Origin of the sequence: Pacificibacter sp. (assembly GCF_039769035.1) — a bacterium.
Taxonomy (GTDB): Bacteria; Pseudomonadota; Alphaproteobacteria; order Rhodobacterales; family Rhodobacteraceae; genus Celeribacter.
Map to the genome: position 1 here is coordinate 1 of NZ_JBDMZG010000031.1, position 17,226 is coordinate 17,226.

General features: G+C 54.0%; 19 protein-coding genes. 10 read left to right on the forward strand and 9 right to left on the reverse strand.

What is annotated here, in order from left to right:
* The 4 genes from ABF287_RS03170 to dusB all read right to left on the reverse strand — a co-directional run.
* Window positions 1-215: hypothetical protein (locus ABF287_RS03170; protein WP_347183581.1), on the reverse strand; the 215-nt coding region annotated here is incomplete at its 3' end.
* Between the two features lie 158 nt (window positions 216-373).
* Window positions 374-1,747, reverse strand: a complete 1,374-nt coding sequence (locus ABF287_RS03175) for a response regulator (RefSeq protein ID WP_347183582.1) — start codon at window positions 1,745-1,747, stop codon at window positions 374-376.
* Between the two features lie 82 nt (window positions 1,748-1,829).
* Window positions 1,830-2,903 (reverse strand): ATP-binding protein, encoded by a 1,074-nt coding sequence (locus ABF287_RS03180; protein WP_347183583.1) that lies wholly within the window; start codon window positions 2,901-2,903, stop codon window positions 1,830-1,832.
* Window positions 2,900-3,880 carry a tRNA dihydrouridine synthase DusB gene (dusB, locus tag ABF287_RS03185; protein ID WP_347183584.1) on the reverse strand — a complete coding sequence of 327 codons (981 nt, stop codon included), beginning with the start codon at window positions 3,878-3,880 and terminating at the stop codon, window positions 2,900-2,902. The genes ABF287_RS03180 and dusB overlap by 4 nt, the downstream gene beginning before the upstream one ends.
* 166 nt (window positions 3,881-4,046) lie before the next feature.
* Between dusB and ABF287_RS03190 the strand changes: the two genes are divergently transcribed.
* From ABF287_RS03190 to ABF287_RS03205, 4 genes are all read left to right on the forward strand, one after another.
* Window positions 4,047-5,207: a bifunctional 2-C-methyl-D-erythritol 4-phosphate cytidylyltransferase/2-C-methyl-D-erythritol 2,4-cyclodiphosphate synthase gene (locus ABF287_RS03190; RefSeq protein WP_347183599.1), complete on the forward strand. Its 1,161-nt coding sequence runs from the start codon at window positions 4,047-4,049 to the stop codon at window positions 5,205-5,207.
* Between the two features lie 9 nt (window positions 5,208-5,216).
* On the forward strand, window positions 5,217-5,726 hold the full coding sequence (locus tag ABF287_RS03195; RefSeq protein ID WP_347183585.1) for a phosphatidylglycerophosphatase A: 510 nt from the start codon (window positions 5,217-5,219) through the stop codon (window positions 5,724-5,726).
* On the forward strand, window positions 5,726-6,211 hold the full coding sequence (locus ABF287_RS03200; RefSeq protein WP_347183586.1) for a CinA family protein: 486 nt from the start codon (window positions 5,726-5,728) through the stop codon (window positions 6,209-6,211). The genes ABF287_RS03195 and ABF287_RS03200 overlap by 1 nt, the downstream gene beginning before the upstream one ends.
* Before the next feature lie 184 nt (window positions 6,212-6,395).
* Entirely contained in the window at window positions 6,396-7,577 is a 1,182-nt protein-coding gene (locus ABF287_RS03205; RefSeq protein WP_347183587.1) for an ammonium transporter, read from the forward strand.
* Window positions 7,578-7,663: 86 nt separating this feature from the next.
* Here the strand turns inward: ABF287_RS03205 and ABF287_RS03210 are convergent, their stop codons facing one another.
* The gene (locus ABF287_RS03210; RefSeq protein ID WP_347183588.1) at window positions 7,664-8,110 is read right to left on the reverse strand and encodes a type II toxin-antitoxin system RatA family toxin; all 447 of its coding nucleotides are present in this window, start codon (window positions 8,108-8,110) and stop codon (window positions 7,664-7,666) included.
* 66 nt (window positions 8,111-8,176) lie between these two features.
* Here ABF287_RS03210 and hpt point away from each other — a divergent pair, with 66 nt between their 5' ends.
* Genes hpt through ABF287_RS03230 form a run of 4 tightly spaced genes read left to right on the forward strand, consistent with a single transcriptional unit; the run spans window position 8,177 to window position 10,466 of the window.
* Complete coding sequence (gene hpt / locus ABF287_RS03215) at window positions 8,177-8,734, forward strand: hypoxanthine phosphoribosyltransferase (RefSeq protein WP_347183589.1); 558 nt, start codon at window positions 8,177-8,179, stop codon at window positions 8,732-8,734.
* 3 nt (window positions 8,735-8,737) lie between these two features.
* Window positions 8,738-8,920 carry a hypothetical protein gene (locus ABF287_RS03220; RefSeq protein WP_347183590.1) on the forward strand — a complete coding sequence of 61 codons (183 nt, stop codon included), beginning with the start codon at window positions 8,738-8,740 and terminating at the stop codon, window positions 8,918-8,920.
* A 46-nt stretch (window positions 8,921-8,966) separates the two neighbouring features.
* Entirely contained in the window at window positions 8,967-9,857 is an 891-nt protein-coding gene (locus ABF287_RS03225; RefSeq protein ID WP_347183591.1) for a cytochrome c, read from the forward strand.
* A 39-nt stretch (window positions 9,858-9,896) separates the two neighbouring features.
* Window positions 9,897-10,466, forward strand: a complete 570-nt coding sequence (locus ABF287_RS03230; RefSeq protein ID WP_347183592.1) for a hypothetical protein — start codon at window positions 9,897-9,899, stop codon at window positions 10,464-10,466.
* A 10-nt stretch (window positions 10,467-10,476) separates the two neighbouring features.
* Here the strand turns inward: ABF287_RS03230 and ABF287_RS03235 are convergent, their stop codons facing one another.
* Window positions 10,477-11,616, reverse strand: a complete 1,140-nt coding sequence (locus ABF287_RS03235) for a class I SAM-dependent RNA methyltransferase (RefSeq protein WP_347183593.1) — start codon at window positions 11,614-11,616, stop codon at window positions 10,477-10,479.
* A gap of 120 nt (window positions 11,617-11,736) precedes the next feature.
* A complete protein-coding gene (gene lipA, locus ABF287_RS03240; RefSeq protein WP_347183594.1) occupies window positions 11,737-12,690 on the reverse strand; it encodes a lipoyl synthase in 954 nt (317 codons plus the stop codon).
* A gap of 431 nt (window positions 12,691-13,121) precedes the next feature.
* Here lipA and ABF287_RS03245 point away from each other — a divergent pair, with 431 nt between their 5' ends.
* Window positions 13,122-13,673 (forward strand): peroxiredoxin, encoded by a 552-nt coding sequence (locus tag ABF287_RS03245; protein ID WP_347183595.1) that lies wholly within the window; start codon window positions 13,122-13,124, stop codon window positions 13,671-13,673.
* Between the two features lie 87 nt (window positions 13,674-13,760).
* On the opposite strand, the gene ABF287_RS03250 is transcribed toward ABF287_RS03245, so the two are convergent.
* Window positions 13,761-14,687, reverse strand: coding sequence for a LysR substrate-binding domain-containing protein (locus ABF287_RS03250; RefSeq protein WP_347183596.1), 927 nt, complete (start codon window positions 14,685-14,687; stop codon window positions 13,761-13,763).
* Between the two features lie 123 nt (window positions 14,688-14,810).
* Here ABF287_RS03250 and ABF287_RS03255 point away from each other — a divergent pair, with 123 nt between their 5' ends.
* Window positions 14,811-16,265, forward strand: a complete 1,455-nt coding sequence (locus tag ABF287_RS03255; protein WP_347183597.1) for a catalase — start codon at window positions 14,811-14,813, stop codon at window positions 16,263-16,265.
* A 115-nt stretch (window positions 16,266-16,380) separates the two neighbouring features.
* Here the strand turns inward: ABF287_RS03255 and ABF287_RS03260 are convergent.
* Window positions 16,381-17,226 (reverse strand): DUF6456 domain-containing protein (locus tag ABF287_RS03260; protein WP_347183598.1); only part of this gene is annotated, 846 nt, incomplete at its 5' end.

The window sequence follows — 17,226 nt, forward strand, 5'->3', positions numbered from 1 at the left end:
GCGCCAATCATTTTGACGACGCGCTGTGCCACTAGCCCAGCAAGAACCAGCACATAGACCAAATCCGCCAACAAAACGGCCCGCAGTCCGCCCGCGCCACCACTTTGATTGAGCGGCCCCACCACGGCAAAGGTCAACACAGCTAGCAATGGACCGAGCACAAACAGCGCAATGGTCGCCCCATTTTGGAAGCGACGAATACGGCGGAGCCGCATTAGCTTATTCAAGCTCGTTTTCGCGATGGGCTTGCGCAAAACCATCCCCAAATTGACTTTCCACCGTGCAAAACCATCTGCACGCGCCGCGTATTTCAAGCCGCAAAAATATGTGACGATTCTGTCACTGCGTCCAAATCAACACGACTGTGGCGGTTTTACATCAATTTGCGACGGCGTGTCACCTGAATATCGAGGTCATTGATCTTTTTGCGCAAGGTATTGCGATTGATGCCGAGCAAATCGGCACATTTAGCCTGATTTCCGCCAACGGCATCCAATGCGATTTCGATCAATGGGCCCTCAACTTCCTTCAAAATTCGCTGATAAAGGCCGGGAGATGGCAAAACACCGCCATGCAAATCAAAGTAACGACGCAGGTGCTTGTTGACAGCGGCAGACAATTTTTCACCGTCCCCGCCCCCTTGCAGCGGTTCAATCGCAGGCTGGTTGCCCAGAACGATTTCAACTTCCGCACGGGTGATCTCGTCTTCTGGCGACGTCACAATCAACCGACGGATCGTGTTTTCAAGCTGCCGCACGTTTCCAGGCCAGCTGTAAGCGCGCACAAGCTCGGTCGCCTCTGACGTAAAGCGGCGCAGCGGCATGCCATCGCGATCTGCTTTGCCAAAGAAATACTCTGCCAACAGCGGAATATCGTCCACACGCTCGCGCAGACTTGGCACTGACAATGTCACGCCTCCCAAACGGTAGAACAGGTCCTGACGAAACGCACCGCTTTCCATCTTGGCACTTAGATCGGCCTGAGATGTGGCCATAATCCGTGGCGAATGGTCGGTGAAACTGTCAAGCATCCGCACGATGCGCGCTTGCGCTTCTTCATCAAGATCCCCGACCTCATCAAACAAAATAGAGCCGTTCTTGGCGCGCGAAATCACCGACGCAGGGCCTTCCATGGTCTCCAAATCCGTCGTAGTCACCACAACAAGCGGCAAAGACCGGCGATCGGAAAAATCGTGAATGGCGCGGGCGATCAAGGATTTGCCTGTGCCACTTTCACCAGTGATCAAAACCGGCAAATCGGTGTTCATCACGCGGGCCACAAGACGATACAGGCTTTGCATCGCAGGCGTGCGCCCCACCAATGGCAGGTCTTCTTGGATCTCGCTGGGGGCTTTGGCATTGGACGGAGCAGGATTGGCGCGGCGTTTCACTTCCAAGGCTTTGGCTGCACGCTTCATCAGATCTGGCAAATCAAACGGCTTGGGCAAGTAATCAAAGGCTTCGGCTTCAGCCGCCTGAATGGCAGTCATGATGGTATTTTGCGCAGAGATCACGATCACCGGCAAACCAGGACGAATTTTTGCAATCTCCGGCAAAGCTTCTAGCCCGTTTCCGTCCGGCATCATCACATCAGAGATCACCAGATCGCCTTTTCCCTCTTCCACCCAGCGCATCAATGTCACCAAAGAAGACGTCGCATGCACTTTACATCCCGCGCGCGTCAAAGCCTGCGTCAACACCGTGCGGATTGTGCGGTCGTCATCTGCGACCAGAATAGTGCCATCCATTTTAACTCTCCTTAACAGTCCATGTCGCCAAAACACGGCGGCTCTTCACTTGAGCCCTTGGGTAATAATCTATCGCCAGCACCTAAGATTGATCCTTAGGGGCCACCGGAAGTGAGATACGGAACACGGTTTTTCCGGGAACTGAATCCACAGAAATCCAACCTTCATGATCCGAAATGATTTTAGAAACCAGAGCGAGCCCAAGGCCCGTTCCATTTTCGCGCCCCGAAACAAAGGGTTCGAAAATATCGCTGGAAATTTCTGGCGGCAAACCAGGGCCATCGTCGACAATTTCGACCTGCAAGGGCAAAGATCCCCCCGATCCATCTTTGCGGCGCAACCGCAACGACAGGTCGTAAAAGGTACGAATACGGATAACGCCACCGTTCTTATCGGCGGCTTCCGAGGCGTTTTTAAACAGGTTCAAAAACACCTGCATCAACTGGTCGCCATCAACAAAAGTAGGTGGCAAAGACGGGTCAAACTCTTCGATGAACTTCATCGAGGCACCGTATGACAATTGCGCAGACTTGCGCGCGCGGTCGATCAAGTCGTGGACATTGATTGGGCGCTTTGCCGGTGGACGCAGATTGCCGAACTGTTCGACTTGCTCAAGAAGGGCCACAATCCTGCGGCTTTCTTCGACGATCAAATCCGTCAATTCTTGGTCTTCCGGTGAAATCCCCATGGACAGCAATTGCGCGGCCCCTGTGATCCCTGCGAGCGGGTTTTTAATCTCATGGGCCAGCATTTCGGCCATACCGATGGCAGAGCGCGCAGACGATTTGGCAGACAGCGAACGCCCCAGACGATCAGCAATTTGGCGCGGTTCCATCAGCAACAACACCCAGCCAGGCTTGCCTGACAAGGGCGCGATTTGGATGTTGCATGGGACTGGGGCGGCATTGCCACCTGAGACATCAACATTGTTGATAAACATTGGCGCATCATCGCGGCGCACCCGTTCAAACGCTTCTTCGAGCGGCGCATCAATGGCCAATTTGTCAAACACCGGCACGTTGCGAATGGATTTGGCCGACATATTGAGGAACCCTTCAGCAGAAGAGTTGATTTCGCAAATTTTGTCGTCATCCGATACGATCACGGACGGCACTGGCAGCGATGGCCACAGCGATTCAAATGAAGTCGCGCTCATGCGGCTTTTCCTTTTTGTGCCAAAGCTTGAGGCAAGTGATCGAACACTTTGCGCGGATCTTTGAGGGTTAAAATTTCTTTGCGGTGTGCTTTGGGCGTTTGGGCCGTGTCCATGTACCAGCCAAGATGTTTGCGCATCACACGCCCGCCCAGTTCGGCGCCATAAAATGACAGGCCTGCTTCAAAATGCGTGGCGACCATATCGGCGAAAGCGTCTCCGTCGGGTTCAATGGGTGCGGGCATGCCGGTGATGTTGGCTGCGACCTGCGCCAAAAGCCAAGGTTTGCCTTGTGCGCCCCGTCCAATCATGACGCCATCCGCCCCTGATTGTTCGAGCGCATCTTTAGCGTCTTGCGTGCTGACAATGTCGCCATTGGCAATCACTGGAATGTTAACGGCATCTTTGACGCCACGAATAGCCGCCCAATCTGCGCTGCCTTTGTACATTTGGCAGCGGGTGCGGCCATGAATGGTGATCATTTGAATGCCTGCGGCTTCTGCGCGGCGTGCGAGCTCTGGCGCGTTTAATAGCGCATCGTCCCAGCCCAAGCGTGTTTTCAACGTGACGGGGATGTCGACAGCGGCAACCACTGCTTCGATCAAGGTGAGCGCATGATCCAAATCGCGCATCAAGGCAGAGCCAGAATAGCCACTCACCACCTTCTTCGCAGGGCAGCCCATATTGATGTCGATGATCCGCGCGCCGTTGGCCGCGACCATTTTCGCCGCCTCGCCCATCCAATGTGCTTCTCGTCCGGCAAGCTGTACGGCTGTGTTTTCAACGCCAAAGCCCAGTTCGGCTTTTTCGCGCGACCCAGCACGCGCATTTAACATGTCGTGGCTCGCCACCATTTCAGACACAACAAGGCCTGCACCGAAAGACGCCACCAGATCGCGAAACGGCAAATCCGTGATTCCTGCCATCGGCGCGAGAAAAATCGGTGGGTCTAGAGTTATGTCTGCCAAATGAACGGGCAAGCGCTTAATCCTTGTGCATATCTATACTGGGTATCTGGCTCCGCAGAGAGTCGCAAAGGATTGCGCGCAAAAAAAGGGCTAAAATCATCATTTGCCTAATTTTTAGACAAACCACCCCTATTCACTGCCCATTGCCATGACCCACTGCACAGATTATTCACGCTTTATGACAGTGACAGCTTTGATCGTCGCCGCTGGTCGCGGCACCCGCGCAGGTGGGGATACTCCAAAACAATGGCGCTCCCTTGGCGCAGATCCCGCGTGCCCTCGGGTGATTGACCATACAATTGCGGCCTTTCGCCCTTTCGTCGACTCCATCGCCATTGTTCATCACGCAGACGACACCGAACTCGCAAGCCAATTAGACGATGTAATCTGTATCACTGGTGGCGCTTCGCGGTCAGATTCCGTGCGCCTTGGTTTGGAAGCATTGCAGGGCTCTGGCGTGACGCAGGTTTTGATCCACGATGCTGCGCGCGCTTTGGTGCCCGCATCGGTGATCGAAAATGTACTGGATGCACTCAAGACCCATGCTGGCGCAGCCCCAGCCCTTGCAGTCACGGACGCCCTGTGGCGCGGGACTGACCACGTAGACGGCACGCAAGATCGCGCAGGCATTTGGCGCGCGCAAACGCCGCAAGGCTTTGATTTCGAGACCATCTTGTCAGCACACGCCGCGTTTCAAGGCGCAGCAAATGATGATGTGGAAGTGGCGCGCGCGGCGGGAGTTTCCGTTGCCATCTGCGAGGGTCACGAAGACAACTTCAAAATCACGCATGCACATGATTTCAAACGCGCCGAAGATGTTCTATCGGTGCGAGACAAAAACAAAAAGGACAGTGGCCCAATGGATATACGTCTTGGAAATGGCTATGACGTGCACCGTTTTGGCGCGGGCGATCACGTTTGGCTTTGCGGCGTAAAGGTACCGCATAACAGATGCTTACAGGGACACTCTGATGCTGATGTTGGCATGCACGCGCTGACAGACGCGATTTACGGCGCATTGGCGGAAGGCGACATTGGTCAGCATTTCCCGCCCTCAGACATGCAATGGAAAGGCGCTGCCAGCGACATCTTTTTGCGTCATGCGATTGCATTGGCACGCTCAAAAGGGTTTGAGCTTGGCAACTGCGATGTCACATTGGTATGCGAACACCCCAAAATCGGCCCGCAGGCAGCTGCGATGCGCGCCGCTTTGGCAGATATAATGTCGGTAGAGGTGGACCGCGTGTCCGTCAAAGCCACCACTTCAGAACGGCTCGGATTTACTGGACGCGAAGAAGGCATCGCCTCAATCGCTACGGCCACCTTGATCAAACGCTAAGGACGGACCATGAAAGAACTTGCAGAAATCATCGCAACGCTTGCACGCGTTGGCTATCTGAAACCTGCGCCAGGCACATGGGGATCAGCTGCGGCGGTGCCGTTGTTTTGGGCCATCACCGAATGGGGCGGCTTTGGATTGGGCGCCTTCGCCACCGTTGTGGTATGTATCGCAGGCTTATGGGCCACGCAGGTCGTCACAGCCGGTGCGACACCGGGCACGGATGAACATGACCCGTCAGAGATTGTCATCGACGAAGTGGCCGGCCAATGGATTGCCCTGTGGCCCGTGGCAATTGGCGCGCAGATGATGGGTGAGAGCAGTGCCGCTTTATGGCCGGGATACTTGGCCGGCTTCATCTTGTTCCGACTGTTCGACATCTGGAAGCCTGGCCCTGTTGGCAAGGCTGATCGGCGTGGCGACGCGATTGGCGTTATGCTTGATGATGTGATTGCGGGTCTTATGGCTGCCGTCTGCGTGGTTATTTTGGCAGGCCTCGCGCATGGGTTTTTGATGTAATGACCGATTTAACCCCCTTGGCCACCGACGTATTGCACTTGGCGCGCGCCAAGGGGCTTAAAATTGCCACGGCAGAAAGCTGCACCGGCGGGTTGATTGGTGCAACATTGACCGAAATAGCTGGCTCATCTGACGTGGTAGATCGCGGTTTCATCACCTATTCCAATGACGCGAAGATGGAAATGCTTGGCGTGACGCCAAAGACTTTGGACACCCACGGCGCTGTTTCAGAACAGGTCGCAGCGCAGATGGCGCAGGGTGCGCTTGATCGATCAAATGCACAGATCACAGTCTCGGTGACAGGTATTGCGGGACCAGGTGGATCCGATTTCAAGCCAGAAGGACGCGTCTGCTTTGGACTGGCACAGGACGGATACGCCACAGCTACCCAGACCGTAGAGTTCGGCCCGCTTGGGCGCGCGCATGTGCGCAGGGCGACGGTTGAAACCGCGCTGACGTGGCTCCAAGAGCGGTTAAAACGGTAAATTCAGGCAATCTTTTCATTTTGCCTAATTTTTATACCACTGCGCTAAATGACGCCCATAAATGCACCACTTGTGCAATTGCTTCAAATTTAGGCATCAAAATAGCCCCCTTGCCCCTTTCCTCATCGGCACAAAGCCGCTTTACGCGCCGCTAATGCGTAAAAAATATCCTTAGGAGGGGAAAATGGTCGGAGCCGATACCGCGTGGATCATGGTTGCAACTGCACTGGTCCTATTCATGTCATTGCCAGGCTTGGCATTGTTTTACGGCGGGCTTGTACGCGCGCGCAACGTCTTGAGCGTCTTCATGCATGTCTATGCCATCGCCTGTGTGATGAGCATCTTGTGGCTGGCCTTTGGCTACAGCATCGCCTTTGGCGACGGCGGACCACTTTGGGGTGGGCTTGGCAAAATGTTCCTGTCTGGCGTTGATGCAACGTCTGTATCAGGCACCCTTCCCGAGGTTTTGTTCTTTGCCTTTCAGATGACCTTTGCGATCATCACCCCTGCTTTGATTGTTGGCGCCTATGTTGAGCGGATCAATTTTGGTTTCGTTCTGTTGTTCTCATCCTTGTGGATGTTAATTTGCTACGCGCCTGTGACCCACTGGATTTGGGGCGGCGGCTTTTTGGCTGACGGCGGCATTTTTGGCGAAACCGGCACGATGGATTTCGCGGGCGGCATCGTCGTGCACGAAACAGCCGGTATCGCAGCTTTGGTCATCGCCGTCATGTTGGGTCGCCGCAAAGTAGACAACAAACCGCCACACAACCCTGGTTATGTGATGATTGGTGCATCTATGCTTTGGGTCGGCTGGTTCGGCTTTAATGGCGGATCACAATTGGCGGCAGATGGTGGCGCGGCTATGGCCATCACAGTGACGCATATTTCCGCTGCTGCGGCTTCTATGACGTGGGCGCTTTGGGAAAAGATCAAATATGGCAAAGCCTCTCTTGTGGGGATCGTCACAGGTACGATCGCAGGTCTTGCCTCGATCACACCAGCGTCTGGATTTGTTGGCCCAGTTGAAGCCTTGGTGATCGGTTCTGTTGCCGGTATCATGTGCCAAGAAATGGTCAACTTGATCCGCAACACATTGAAAATCGACGACACATTGGACGTCTTCGCGGTTCACGGTGTAGGTGGTATCTTCGGCACAATCATGATCATCTTCTTTGCCGATGGCGCGAACGCTGTTGCACAGCTTGGTGCGCTTGGCATCGTTGGCGTGTTCACCCTTGTGGTGACTGTGATTTTGGTCAAACTCTGCGCCTTGGTCACACCGCTGCGCGTGGATGCGGAAACCGAACAACTTGGTTTGGATTTGGCGCAACACGGCGAAAGCGCTTACGACCACAACTCGTAATAACGATCATTGGATGACGAAAAAGGCGGGTTTCGACCCGCCTTTTTTCATGCGCGAACGCATTCGATTTACAACTGAGCGTTTGATTACGCGTAAAGTTCTGCGGCGCGCCGTTCAAACGCGCGCACAACACGCTGCATCGCCTCATTGAACACCATGCCAATAACCGACTGCAAAATCGCGTTCTTGAATTCGAAATCAACGAAGAATTCAACCTCACAGCCTCCTGTTTCTAGGTCGCGAAACTGCCACCAGCTTTTGAGGTACTTGAACGGTCCGTCCAGATAATCTGTGTCGATTTTCATCTGTTCCGGCCACAACACGACTTTCGAGCCAAATTTCTCGCGAAAGACTTTGAACGAAATCACCAAATCGGCCAACATGACCTCGTGATCGTCAAACTGGTCACGCGATCTGATACGTGCAGCCGCATTCCAAGGCAGGAACTTTGGGTAACTTTGAACATCCGCCACCAGATCGTACATCTGTTGCGCGGTGTAGGGCATTGTTTTTGTTTCTTGGTGCGTCGGCATGATCACTGGTCTAATTATTTCACGGTGATATGTCTTACCTAAGCGACAAAAATGCAAGAGGATACCATGACGCAGCGCCCCTACCATATTGATGTCATGATTTCGGCCAAGACCATCGCGGCGCGGATCGAAGACTTAGCGCTCACCATTCGCAAAGAGTATTGCGATACTGAAAAGCTGGTGGTGATTGGCCTCTTGCGCGGCTCTTTTGTGTTCATTGCCGATTTGGTGCGCGAATTAGACATGAACGTTGAGGTGGATTTTCTGGAGGTCTCTTCTTACGGAGACGCCATGGAAAGCTCTAGAAATGTGAAAATATTCAAAGACCTACGCGGCGACATTGAAGGTCGTGACGTTTTGGTCGTTGAAGACATTGTCGACACAGGCCACACGATGACATCCGTGATGGAGCTTTTGCGATCACGCCATCCGCGCAAAATCGAAACCATCGCATTGCTCGACAAACCGGTGCGCCGCGAGGTTGAGTTCAAAGCCACTTGGACTGGGTTCGAAATTCCAGATGCCTTTGTCGTCGGATACGGTATTGATTTCGCGCAAGCCAACCGCAACCTGCCCTTTATTGGCTCAGTTGTGTTCGAAGATGACGAATCCGCAAAGGTGTAGATTATGAATTTGCTCTGGCTGATGCGCGCCAAACGTTGGGCTAAACATCCCCCATCTGCGGGCCGGGTCAAGCTGGTGCTTGGGGTAATCCTGATTTGCTTGATACTGGTGGGCATTGAGAAAACCATCGGCGTTCCGGAGTGGATGCAACTTGAGCGCATGAACCGTCACGGCCTGCCCCGCTAGCTGCCCAACACGTCCTGAAATTGTATTTTAAAATTCGAGAGGCTCCATGAAAAAAATCGCGATCTATGGTCTTGGAACAGTCATTCTTGGGGCGGCTGTCGGATGGGTTCTCACTGCGCCCCGTCAGATTGCGCCAGAGGTCTTGGCAGGCATTGTGCCAGATCTTGATCGCGGCGCTTATGTGTATACCGCAGGCGGATGTGCGTCCTGTCATGCGGGTGAGGATGGCAACGGGGAAACCCTGTCTGGCGGCATGGCGTTTGAAACAGCCTTTGGGACTTTTTATGCCCCCAATATTTCCTCTGATCCGACGCATGGCATCGGGGATTGGAACGAGACCGATCTTGCCAATGCCATGTTGCACGGCACGTCACCAGATGGCGAACACTACTATCCCGCCTTTCCCTACACGTCTTTCGCGAAAATGGACCCTGCCGACGTGATTTCGTTGCACGCCTATATGATGACGTTGCCTGCCTCGCAGACCCCAAACAAACCACATGATGTTGGGTTTCCGTTCAACATCCGCAGAACGCTTGGCGGTTGGAAATTGCTCTATGGCAGCAGCGCGGGCGATTGGGTGGTGACAGATCCAAACATGACGCCCGAAGACCTCAAGGGTCGCTACTTGGTCGAAGCGTTGGCGCATTGTGGTGAATGCCACACCCCGCGCACCGCTTTGGGCGGCATGGACACAGCGAAATGGCTGGCGGGTGCGCCCAACCCGTCTGGCAAAGGTATGATCCCCAACATCACACCTGGTACGTTGACCTGGAGCTTGGAAGACATCGCCTATTATTTGGAAAGCGGCTTCACGCCTGAATTTGATTCCGCAGGTGGGCATATGGCGCATGTTATTGATAATTTTTCCAAATTAGGCGCCGAGGATCGGCAAGCGGTCGCGCAGTATTTAAAACGTGTATCGCCGCGCGACTGAAGCGGCTACACTGCTTGGCAACGACATAAAGGACATCTGATGCACCCTAAGACCATTGCCATGGCTGCGATCTTCAGCCTCACAGCCTTGCCTGCCCTCGCGCAGACCCATTCTGCAATGCACCACCATGCAACAGATGCAAACGGCGCCTTGATACATGATGAGGTAAACATGCCGGGGCTTATTGGGGAAAACACCACGGACGATGAGGTCGACGCCCTCAAAGAACTGTTCATCAACCACCAAGGCATCACCCGCACCGTCGAAAACCTACCGAATGGCATCCGCACGGTGACTGAGGCCGAGGATGAGGTGTTGCGAGACGCGATCGTCAACCATGTGGCATCGATGATCAACCGTGTCGAAGACGGGTTTGATCCGCGCATTCCCATTCAAAGCCCGACGCTGGATTTGCTGTTTGCGAAACCAGAGCTGATCACCACCGAGATCGAATTCACCGAAACTGGCGTGATTGTTGTGCAAACGTCGGACGATGCCGCGATGGTCGAAGCCTTGCAAATACATGCGGGCGAGGTTTCTGACTTGGCCGCGCGCGGCATGGTGGCGGTGCATGAAACCATGATGAAAGCGCATCACGGCACCAAATAGTGCCGCCGCGCTAGCGCAGGGCGTCCGTTTGGAACAGCTTCACTTTCAAGCCACCATGGGCAATCGGTGCTTCGGTCGGTTTCCACGGCAATTTGGTCGCTTCGGCCAATTGTGTGTCTGAGGTGATCATGCCGACGCGCCAGCCTTTGAACTTTTCGCGCATCACATCGCCGAAGGATCCGTACAGCGCAAAGAGGTCTTTTTTCTTGCCGATCCGCGCGCCGTAGGGCGGGTTGACGATGACCAACCCAGCGGGACCATCAGGGCGCTCAAGGCTGGAGACCTGTGTGGGGGTGAACTGACAGAGGTTCGCGACCCCTGCCCGCGTGGCGTTGTCTTTGGCAAAGCCGATCACATTCACATTGCGGTCTGAACCGTAAAATAGCTGATCGCTGTCGCGGATTTTCCAGTCATCGCGCAGGCGTCGCACGGCGTCGGAATCATAGCTTGCCAGCGCCTCGAACGCGAATTTGCGCGCACGTCCCGCCATGAAATTACGTGATATTTCAGCGGCTTCAATCAAAAACGTGCCAGAGCCACACATGGGGTCTAGCACAGGCTCGTTTCCCGTATAGCCACAAGCCCGCAGTGCAAGTGCCGCCATGGTTTCACGCATCGGCGCTTTGCCCATGGCCTGTTTGTGACCACGTTTGTGCAGGCCTTCGCCGGAGGTATCGATAGAGAAAATGACGTTGTTGTCGTCGATGCGCACCTTGATGACGATGTCAGCGTCTTCCAGCCCATCGGCGATTTTCGCACCGAATTCTTCATGAATGGCGCGTTCAATGCGTTCAACAGCGGCACCGGCATGATAGATTTTGGATTTTTTGTTGGTGTTGACCTCGACCTTGACGGACAGCTCTTCATCGAGAACCGCCTGCCCCAGAATATCGCCCCAAGGGAATTTACGCGCGCGCTTATCAAGTTGCGCCAAGTGAAAGGCGCGGAATTCGCCGATACGGGCAAGAACCTTAGAAGGCCCGCGCAGGGCCAGATTGGCGCGCCAGACATCGGACCAATTGCCATGAATGGTGACACCACCGCCAGAGGCCACAGGATTTTGGAACCCAGCCTCGATCACTTCCTCAAGCAACACGTGCTCCAATCCGGGCACGGTGGAGAGGAAAATATCAAAAGTCGCTTGGGTCATGTGGGCCTCGACAATAATAGGTCGGTGAAATGGGCTTGTGTCACGGGCGACGTGGCATGATCAAGACAAAAGAAAACCGGCGAGCTGCCCCGCCGGTTTTACATGAGATGGTGTAGACGCTTACACCGTACCGAGTTTTTTGAGGCGCGCCTCACGCAAACGCGCAAAATCATCGCCAGCGTGATAGCTTGACCGCGTCAAAGGCGTGGCAGAGACCATCAAGAAGCCCTTGTTAAAGGCGGTTTTTTCGTAGGTTTTGAACTCTTCGGGCGTCACAAAGCGATCCACCGCGTGGTGTTTCGGCGTTGGCTGCAAATATTGCCCGATGGTCAAGAAATCGATGTCGGCGGCGCGCATGTCTTCCATCACTTGAGTAACGGATTGCTTGTCTTCGCCCAAGCCCACCATGATGCCTGATTTGGTAAACATGGTTGGATCAAGCTCTTTCACGCGCTGAAGCAAGCGCAAAGAATGGAAATACCGCGCACCGGGGCGCACTTCTGGGTACAGGCCCGGCACAGTCTCTAAGTTGTGGTTGAACACATCAGGGCGCGCTTCCACGACGACTTCCAAGACCTTCGGATCACAGCGGATGAAATCTGGCGTGAGAATTTCGATCGTGGTCGACGGGGACTTCTTGCGAATGGCGCGGATGGTCATGGCGAAATGCTCTGCCCCGCCGTCTTCAATGTCGTCGCGGTCCACAGAGGTGATCACTACGTGGTTGAGACCGAGTTTTGCAACAGCGTCCGCCACGCGACCGGGTTCGAACACATCCAAATCTTCAGGCGGCTTGCCTGTGGCGATGTTACAGAAGGTACAAGCCCGCGTACAAACTTCGCCCATGATCATCATCGTGGCATGGCCTTGTGACCAACATTCGCCAACGTTTGGACAACCCGCTTCTTCGCACACAGTGACCAGTTTGTTTTCACGCATGATGTTGCGTGTTTCTTGGTAGCCCGCAGATGTGGGGGCCTTCACGCGGATCCAATCGGGTTTGCGTGGCTGCGCATTGTCGGGGCGCTTTTGCTTTTCTGGGTGTCGCTGGGCCGGAATTTTAAGATCGCGCACGGAATTTTCCCCATACAGAAACAGATTTTCTAGGTTATAGCCGAGCCAGACCTCGGGGCAAGTGGATACGTGGCATTGCTGCCATGTTCCCTGCTCATTGCACGACGCGGCCGTGGCTGCGCAAAATTTGAAATACAAACCGCGGCACCTTGTGCAGGCAATGGCTGGGCTGGCGTCCTTCATGCTGAGGGTTTGCCCCACGCGGAGACCTAACCGATTTAAAACAAGTGACTATTTTGGCCAATTTCATTTGAGTTTGGCCTTTTTTGTGTCACTTGATGCCTCTTTTTTGATCCCAAGCCCCTGCCCGAACACTCTGCTTCATTTTGTCCATTTCCAGCGATTGAACACAAACTAGAATCGTTCTAGATATCGCGAGAATGACATTTGAATCTGCGAGAAATCGCAAGAGACCCATTAGGAGTGATGATATGCAAGCTGGACATAAACTGCCGAACGTAACGTTCAAAACACGCGTCCGCGACGAATCCATTGGCGGCGACAACCCGTTCAAATGGGAAGACAAAACAACAGACGACTACTTCGCAGGCAAACGCGTTGTGCTGTTCTCACTTCCAGGTGCTTTCACACCGACATGTTCCACATACCAATTGCCAGGTTTTGAAAACGGTTTTGCTGATTTCCAAGCCCAAGGCATCGACGCGATTTACTGCATGTCCGTAAACGACAGCTTTGTGATGAACAAATGGGCGCAGTCCCAAGACCTTAAAAACGTTGGCGTGATCCCTGATGGATCTGGCGAATTCACTCGTCGCATGGGCATGCTCGTGCACAAAGACAACCTTGGCTTTGGTGTACGCTCATGGCGCTACGCGGCTGTAGTAAACAACGGCGTTATCGAAGCGTGGTTCGAAGAGCCAGGTCTGTCCGACAACCACGGCGAAGACCCATATGGCGTGTCTTCCCCTGAAACTGTTTTGGGCTACTTGGCAAATGCGTCCAAGGACGTTGCTGCTGAATAAGCGGACTTGATTCCAAAAGAACATCAGGCCTGCCTCGCAAGAGTGCAGGCCTTTTTTATGGCGTGCACATCGAGCCCGTTTGCGCACCTACCCTTTTTCGCGTGAGGACCGCATAAGCACATCGCCCGCATCGACAAGCAGCGCGGCGAGATCTGTAAACCACGCAGACGATAAGGTGCTTTTGCGCCGTACCAGCGCAATCGTTCGCTCTGGTTGAGGATCGGGGAAACGCATAAGCGCCATGTCGGGGCTGGCCGCCTGCTCTGCCGCGGCCGCAATTTCAGGGACGAACGTCAACCCAAACCCTTGCGCGACCAGTCCACACAAGGTGGCCAATGAAGACGCGCCAAGATCGACTGTTTGACGTCCACGTGTCAGACCGCAAACAACAAGGGCCTGATCTGCAAGGCAATGCCCTTCGTCCAACAAAAGCAAAGCATCGGGCGGGATATCAGACGGCCTCGGCGGTGCGGTTTTGCTGTTAAGCCGGTCAATCCGCGCAGATGACCCTGCTAGAAAAAAGCGATCGGTAAAAAGTGGTTCAGCCACCAGACCGTGCAAATCGTAGGGCAACGCAATAATTGCAGCGTCGAGCCGACCTGACGATACATCCGAAAGAAGCTCCGCAGTCTGCGCTTCGCGCACGCGCATGTCCAAATCAAGCTGTGCAGCCTTAATGCGCGTCAGGGCGTGCGGCAAAAGGTACGGCGCAATTGTGGGAATAACCCCAAGTGTTAAACGCCCAGCAAGACCTTTTTGCAAACGGACATTTGCCTCAAGGTCTCGTGTTAGATCGAGTATTTGGGCCGCCTTTTCCAAGGCAATTTGACCGGCAGGTGTCAAACGAATGTCTCGCGGAAGGCGTTCAACCAATTGCACGCCAAGAAACTGTTCCATGTCTTTGATCTGCACAGACAAGGCAGGCTGCGTGACATGCACTCGGGCTGCAGCCTTAGAAAAAGATCGCGTTTCGGCCAAGGCGACAAAGTAAGTCAACTGTTTCAAAGAAAGCATTGCGCACGTCCTTTCCAACTTTGCATTAGATAAAGTAATAGCAAAAGGCAAAAGTTACAATTTCTATTAATTCAAGCATCAGCCTAAGGTGGACTTAGATGAAAATGTCTTGAGGAGGATACAATGTCAAAACGCCTGACAACCACCGCCGGTGCACCCGTTACCCACAATGATACCTCGAAAACGGCGGGTCCACGCGGCCCAGTTTTACTGGATGATTATCAGCTGATCGAAAAGCTGGCCCACCAAAACAGGGAACGCATCCCAGAACGGGTCGTTCATGCCAAAGGTTGGGGCGCACAGGGCACATTTACAGTGACCCACGACATTTCGCATCTCACAACCGCCAAACTCTTTTCAAAGGTCGGTAATTCCTGTGACATCCTTTCACGCTGGTCCACTGTGGCAGGAGAACTGGGTGCAGCCGATGCGGAACGCGATGTGCGCGGATTCTCCGTGAAATTCTACACAGAGGAAGGCAATTGGGACGTCGTCGGGAACAACACGCCGATCTTCTTCATCCGTGATGCCTTTAAGTTCCCCGACTTTATTCGCACCCAAAAACGCCACCCAAAAAGCAATCTACGTTCACCCGAAGCCATGTTCGATTTCTGGGCAGCCCATCCTGAATGCGTGCACCAAGTCACAATATTGATGTCTGATCGCGGCATTCCAGTGAACCCAATGCATATGCACGGATATGGATCGCACACCTATTCCATGTGGAATGCAGATGGCACGCGGGTCTGGGTGAAGTTCCATTTCCGCAACCAACAGGGCATCAAAAACTACATGAACGAAGAAGCCGAAGCGCTGATTGCCAAGACGCGCGAAAGCTATCAAGAGGATCTGTTTGGGGCGATCGAAGCGGGAAATTTCCCGAAGTGGGAACTTAACATTCAAGTCATGAACGAAGAAGATGCAGAGCATCAGGACTTCAATCCGTTCGACTTGACCAAAGTCTGGCCACATGACGACTTTCCATTGATCCCTGTTGGCATGCTGGAATTCAACAAGAACCCAGACAACTATTTCCAGATGATTGAAAACGCCGCTTATTCTCCGTCCAACAAAATCCCAGGCATTGGGTTTAGCCCTGACAAAATGTTGCAAGCGCGCGTGTTTTCATATGCTGACGCCCATCGGTATCGCCTAGGCACGCATTACGAGGCCCTGCCCGCCAATGCCCCCAAAAGCCCTGTGCACCACTATCACAAAGACGGCCCAATGAATTTCATGGAGCGCAACACAGGTCACATCGATGCCTATTACGAACCCAACCAGTACGAACAAAGTGCTGTCGCCGACCCAAGCGTCGCCGAGCCACCCCTGAAAATATCGGGGGATGCGGACAAGTATGTGGTCGAGATGGAGGACGCCGATTACGTTCAGCCACGCAAACTCTACGCCGAAGTGATCGACGATGCTGAACGTTCGCGGTTGCATATGACCATGGCTGGCGCAATGGCGCCGTGTTCTGCATCCGTGCGCGAACGCTGGTTTGCTGTGCTTGGGAAAGTTCATCCTGGGTATGAGGCAGGAGTGCGCGGCGCACTGGATGAAATCGACGCCTCGTAAGAAACACCTTCAAAAGGCCAAAGCAAACTTAGACAAAAGGCCCTCGCGGACTGCGGGGGCCTTTTGCATTGGACAGGTTACGACCTGTCAGTCGTCGCGCGCCAGCGACGATAAATTACCCAATTAGGTTGGAATATCCCGCTTCATCAAAATGACGTTTCAAACGCTGCAAAGCGATGCGCAGCACCACTTTGCCAGAACGTGCGGACCAGCCCATATGTTTCTCGGCATGCTCCATACCTTCCAAGTAACAGCAACACCGCAGCGCCACATCGCCAAGCCCTGGGCCAAGATCAGAAAGGGCCGCTGCCACACGCATTTTCGCAGCCTCCGGACCATATGCTGAAATATCTCCGTCAAATTTGACTTGATCGCCACCGGTGACGAAGTGATCCCAATTTTGCGTGGGCTGCGCACCCATTTGTGCCAATTCGAAATCTTCGCGCAGACGTTCGGCTGCGGCCACAAGTTCGGGGTCCAAAAACATTGCCCCGTCTTTGTCGCGACGCCGTGACAAGGTCATCACAGGGCTTTCTGCGGCATTATAACGGATGCGCTTTGGCTTTTCCGTCGCAGCAGAGGCAGTGCCAACAGGCCAAGCTGTTGCCTGCCCAGAAAATGTTGCGGCGGCTTCTGAAAAACCAGCACGCGCGCTTTCATCCGCAGCAACAAGGCGTTTGAGCTCTGCTCGTCCAGATGAGGTGATAAAGTAGCGGGTGATCTTGCCCTTGGCCTGCGACGAAATCCAGTCTTTGAGCGCCATAGCTTGCGCAATTGAGCGATCCAGTACCGCCGTGCGCGTCGTGCGTCCATCGGGTAAATCACGCACGACCACGGCTTTTTCCATATCCTTGGCAACGGCCAAACAGGCCCCCGGCTCGCTCAGACGGCGCAAAATGCGGCGCGCTTCGCGCTCAATCGTGGCGTCATCGGGGGGCGTGGTTGCAGCAGAATCAGAAAA

Bases quoted from the DNA above. Each gene is read 5' to 3' on its own strand.
- ABF287_RS03200 (WP_347183586.1), top strand. From the start codon at position 5,726: ATGACCGATTTAACCCCCTTGGCCACCGACGTATTGCACTTGGCGCGC.
- ABF287_RS03255 (WP_347183597.1), top strand. From the start codon at position 14,811: ATGTCAAAACGCCTGACAACCACCGCCGGTGCACCCGTTACCCACAAT.
- ABF287_RS03230 (WP_347183592.1), top strand. From the start codon at position 9,897: ATGCACCCTAAGACCATTGCCATGGCTGCGATCTTCAGCCTCACAGCC.
- ABF287_RS03210 (WP_347183588.1), bottom strand. From the start codon at position 8,110: ATGCCGACGCACCAAGAAACAAAAACAATGCCCTACACCGCGCAACAG.
- ABF287_RS03235 (WP_347183593.1), bottom strand. From the start codon at position 11,616: ATGACCCAAGCGACTTTTGATATTTTCCTCTCCACCGTGCCCGGATTG.
- ABF287_RS03220 (WP_347183590.1), top strand. From the start codon at position 8,738: ATGAATTTGCTCTGGCTGATGCGCGCCAAACGTTGGGCTAAACATCCC.
- ABF287_RS03190 (WP_347183599.1), top strand. From the start codon at position 4,047: ATGACAGTGACAGCTTTGATCGTCGCCGCTGGTCGCGGCACCCGCGCA.
- ABF287_RS03180 (WP_347183583.1), bottom strand. From the start codon at position 2,903: ATGAGCGCGACTTCATTTGAATCGCTGTGGCCATCGCTGCCAGTGCCG.
- ABF287_RS03175 (WP_347183582.1), bottom strand. From the start codon at position 1,747: ATGGATGGCACTATTCTGGTCGCAGATGACGACCGCACAATCCGCACG.
- ABF287_RS03205 (WP_347183587.1), top strand. From the start codon at position 6,396: ATGGTCGGAGCCGATACCGCGTGGATCATGGTTGCAACTGCACTGGTC.
- ABF287_RS03225 (WP_347183591.1), top strand. From the start codon at position 8,967: ATGAAAAAAATCGCGATCTATGGTCTTGGAACAGTCATTCTTGGGGCG.
- ABF287_RS03195 (WP_347183585.1), top strand. From the start codon at position 5,217: ATGAAAGAACTTGCAGAAATCATCGCAACGCTTGCACGCGTTGGCTAT.
- ABF287_RS03245 (WP_347183595.1), top strand. From the start codon at position 13,122: ATGCAAGCTGGACATAAACTGCCGAACGTAACGTTCAAAACACGCGTC.
- ABF287_RS03250 (WP_347183596.1), bottom strand. From the start codon at position 14,687: ATGCTTTCTTTGAAACAGTTGACTTACTTTGTCGCCTTGGCCGAAACG.
- hpt (WP_347183589.1), top strand. From the start codon at position 8,177: ATGACGCAGCGCCCCTACCATATTGATGTCATGATTTCGGCCAAGACC.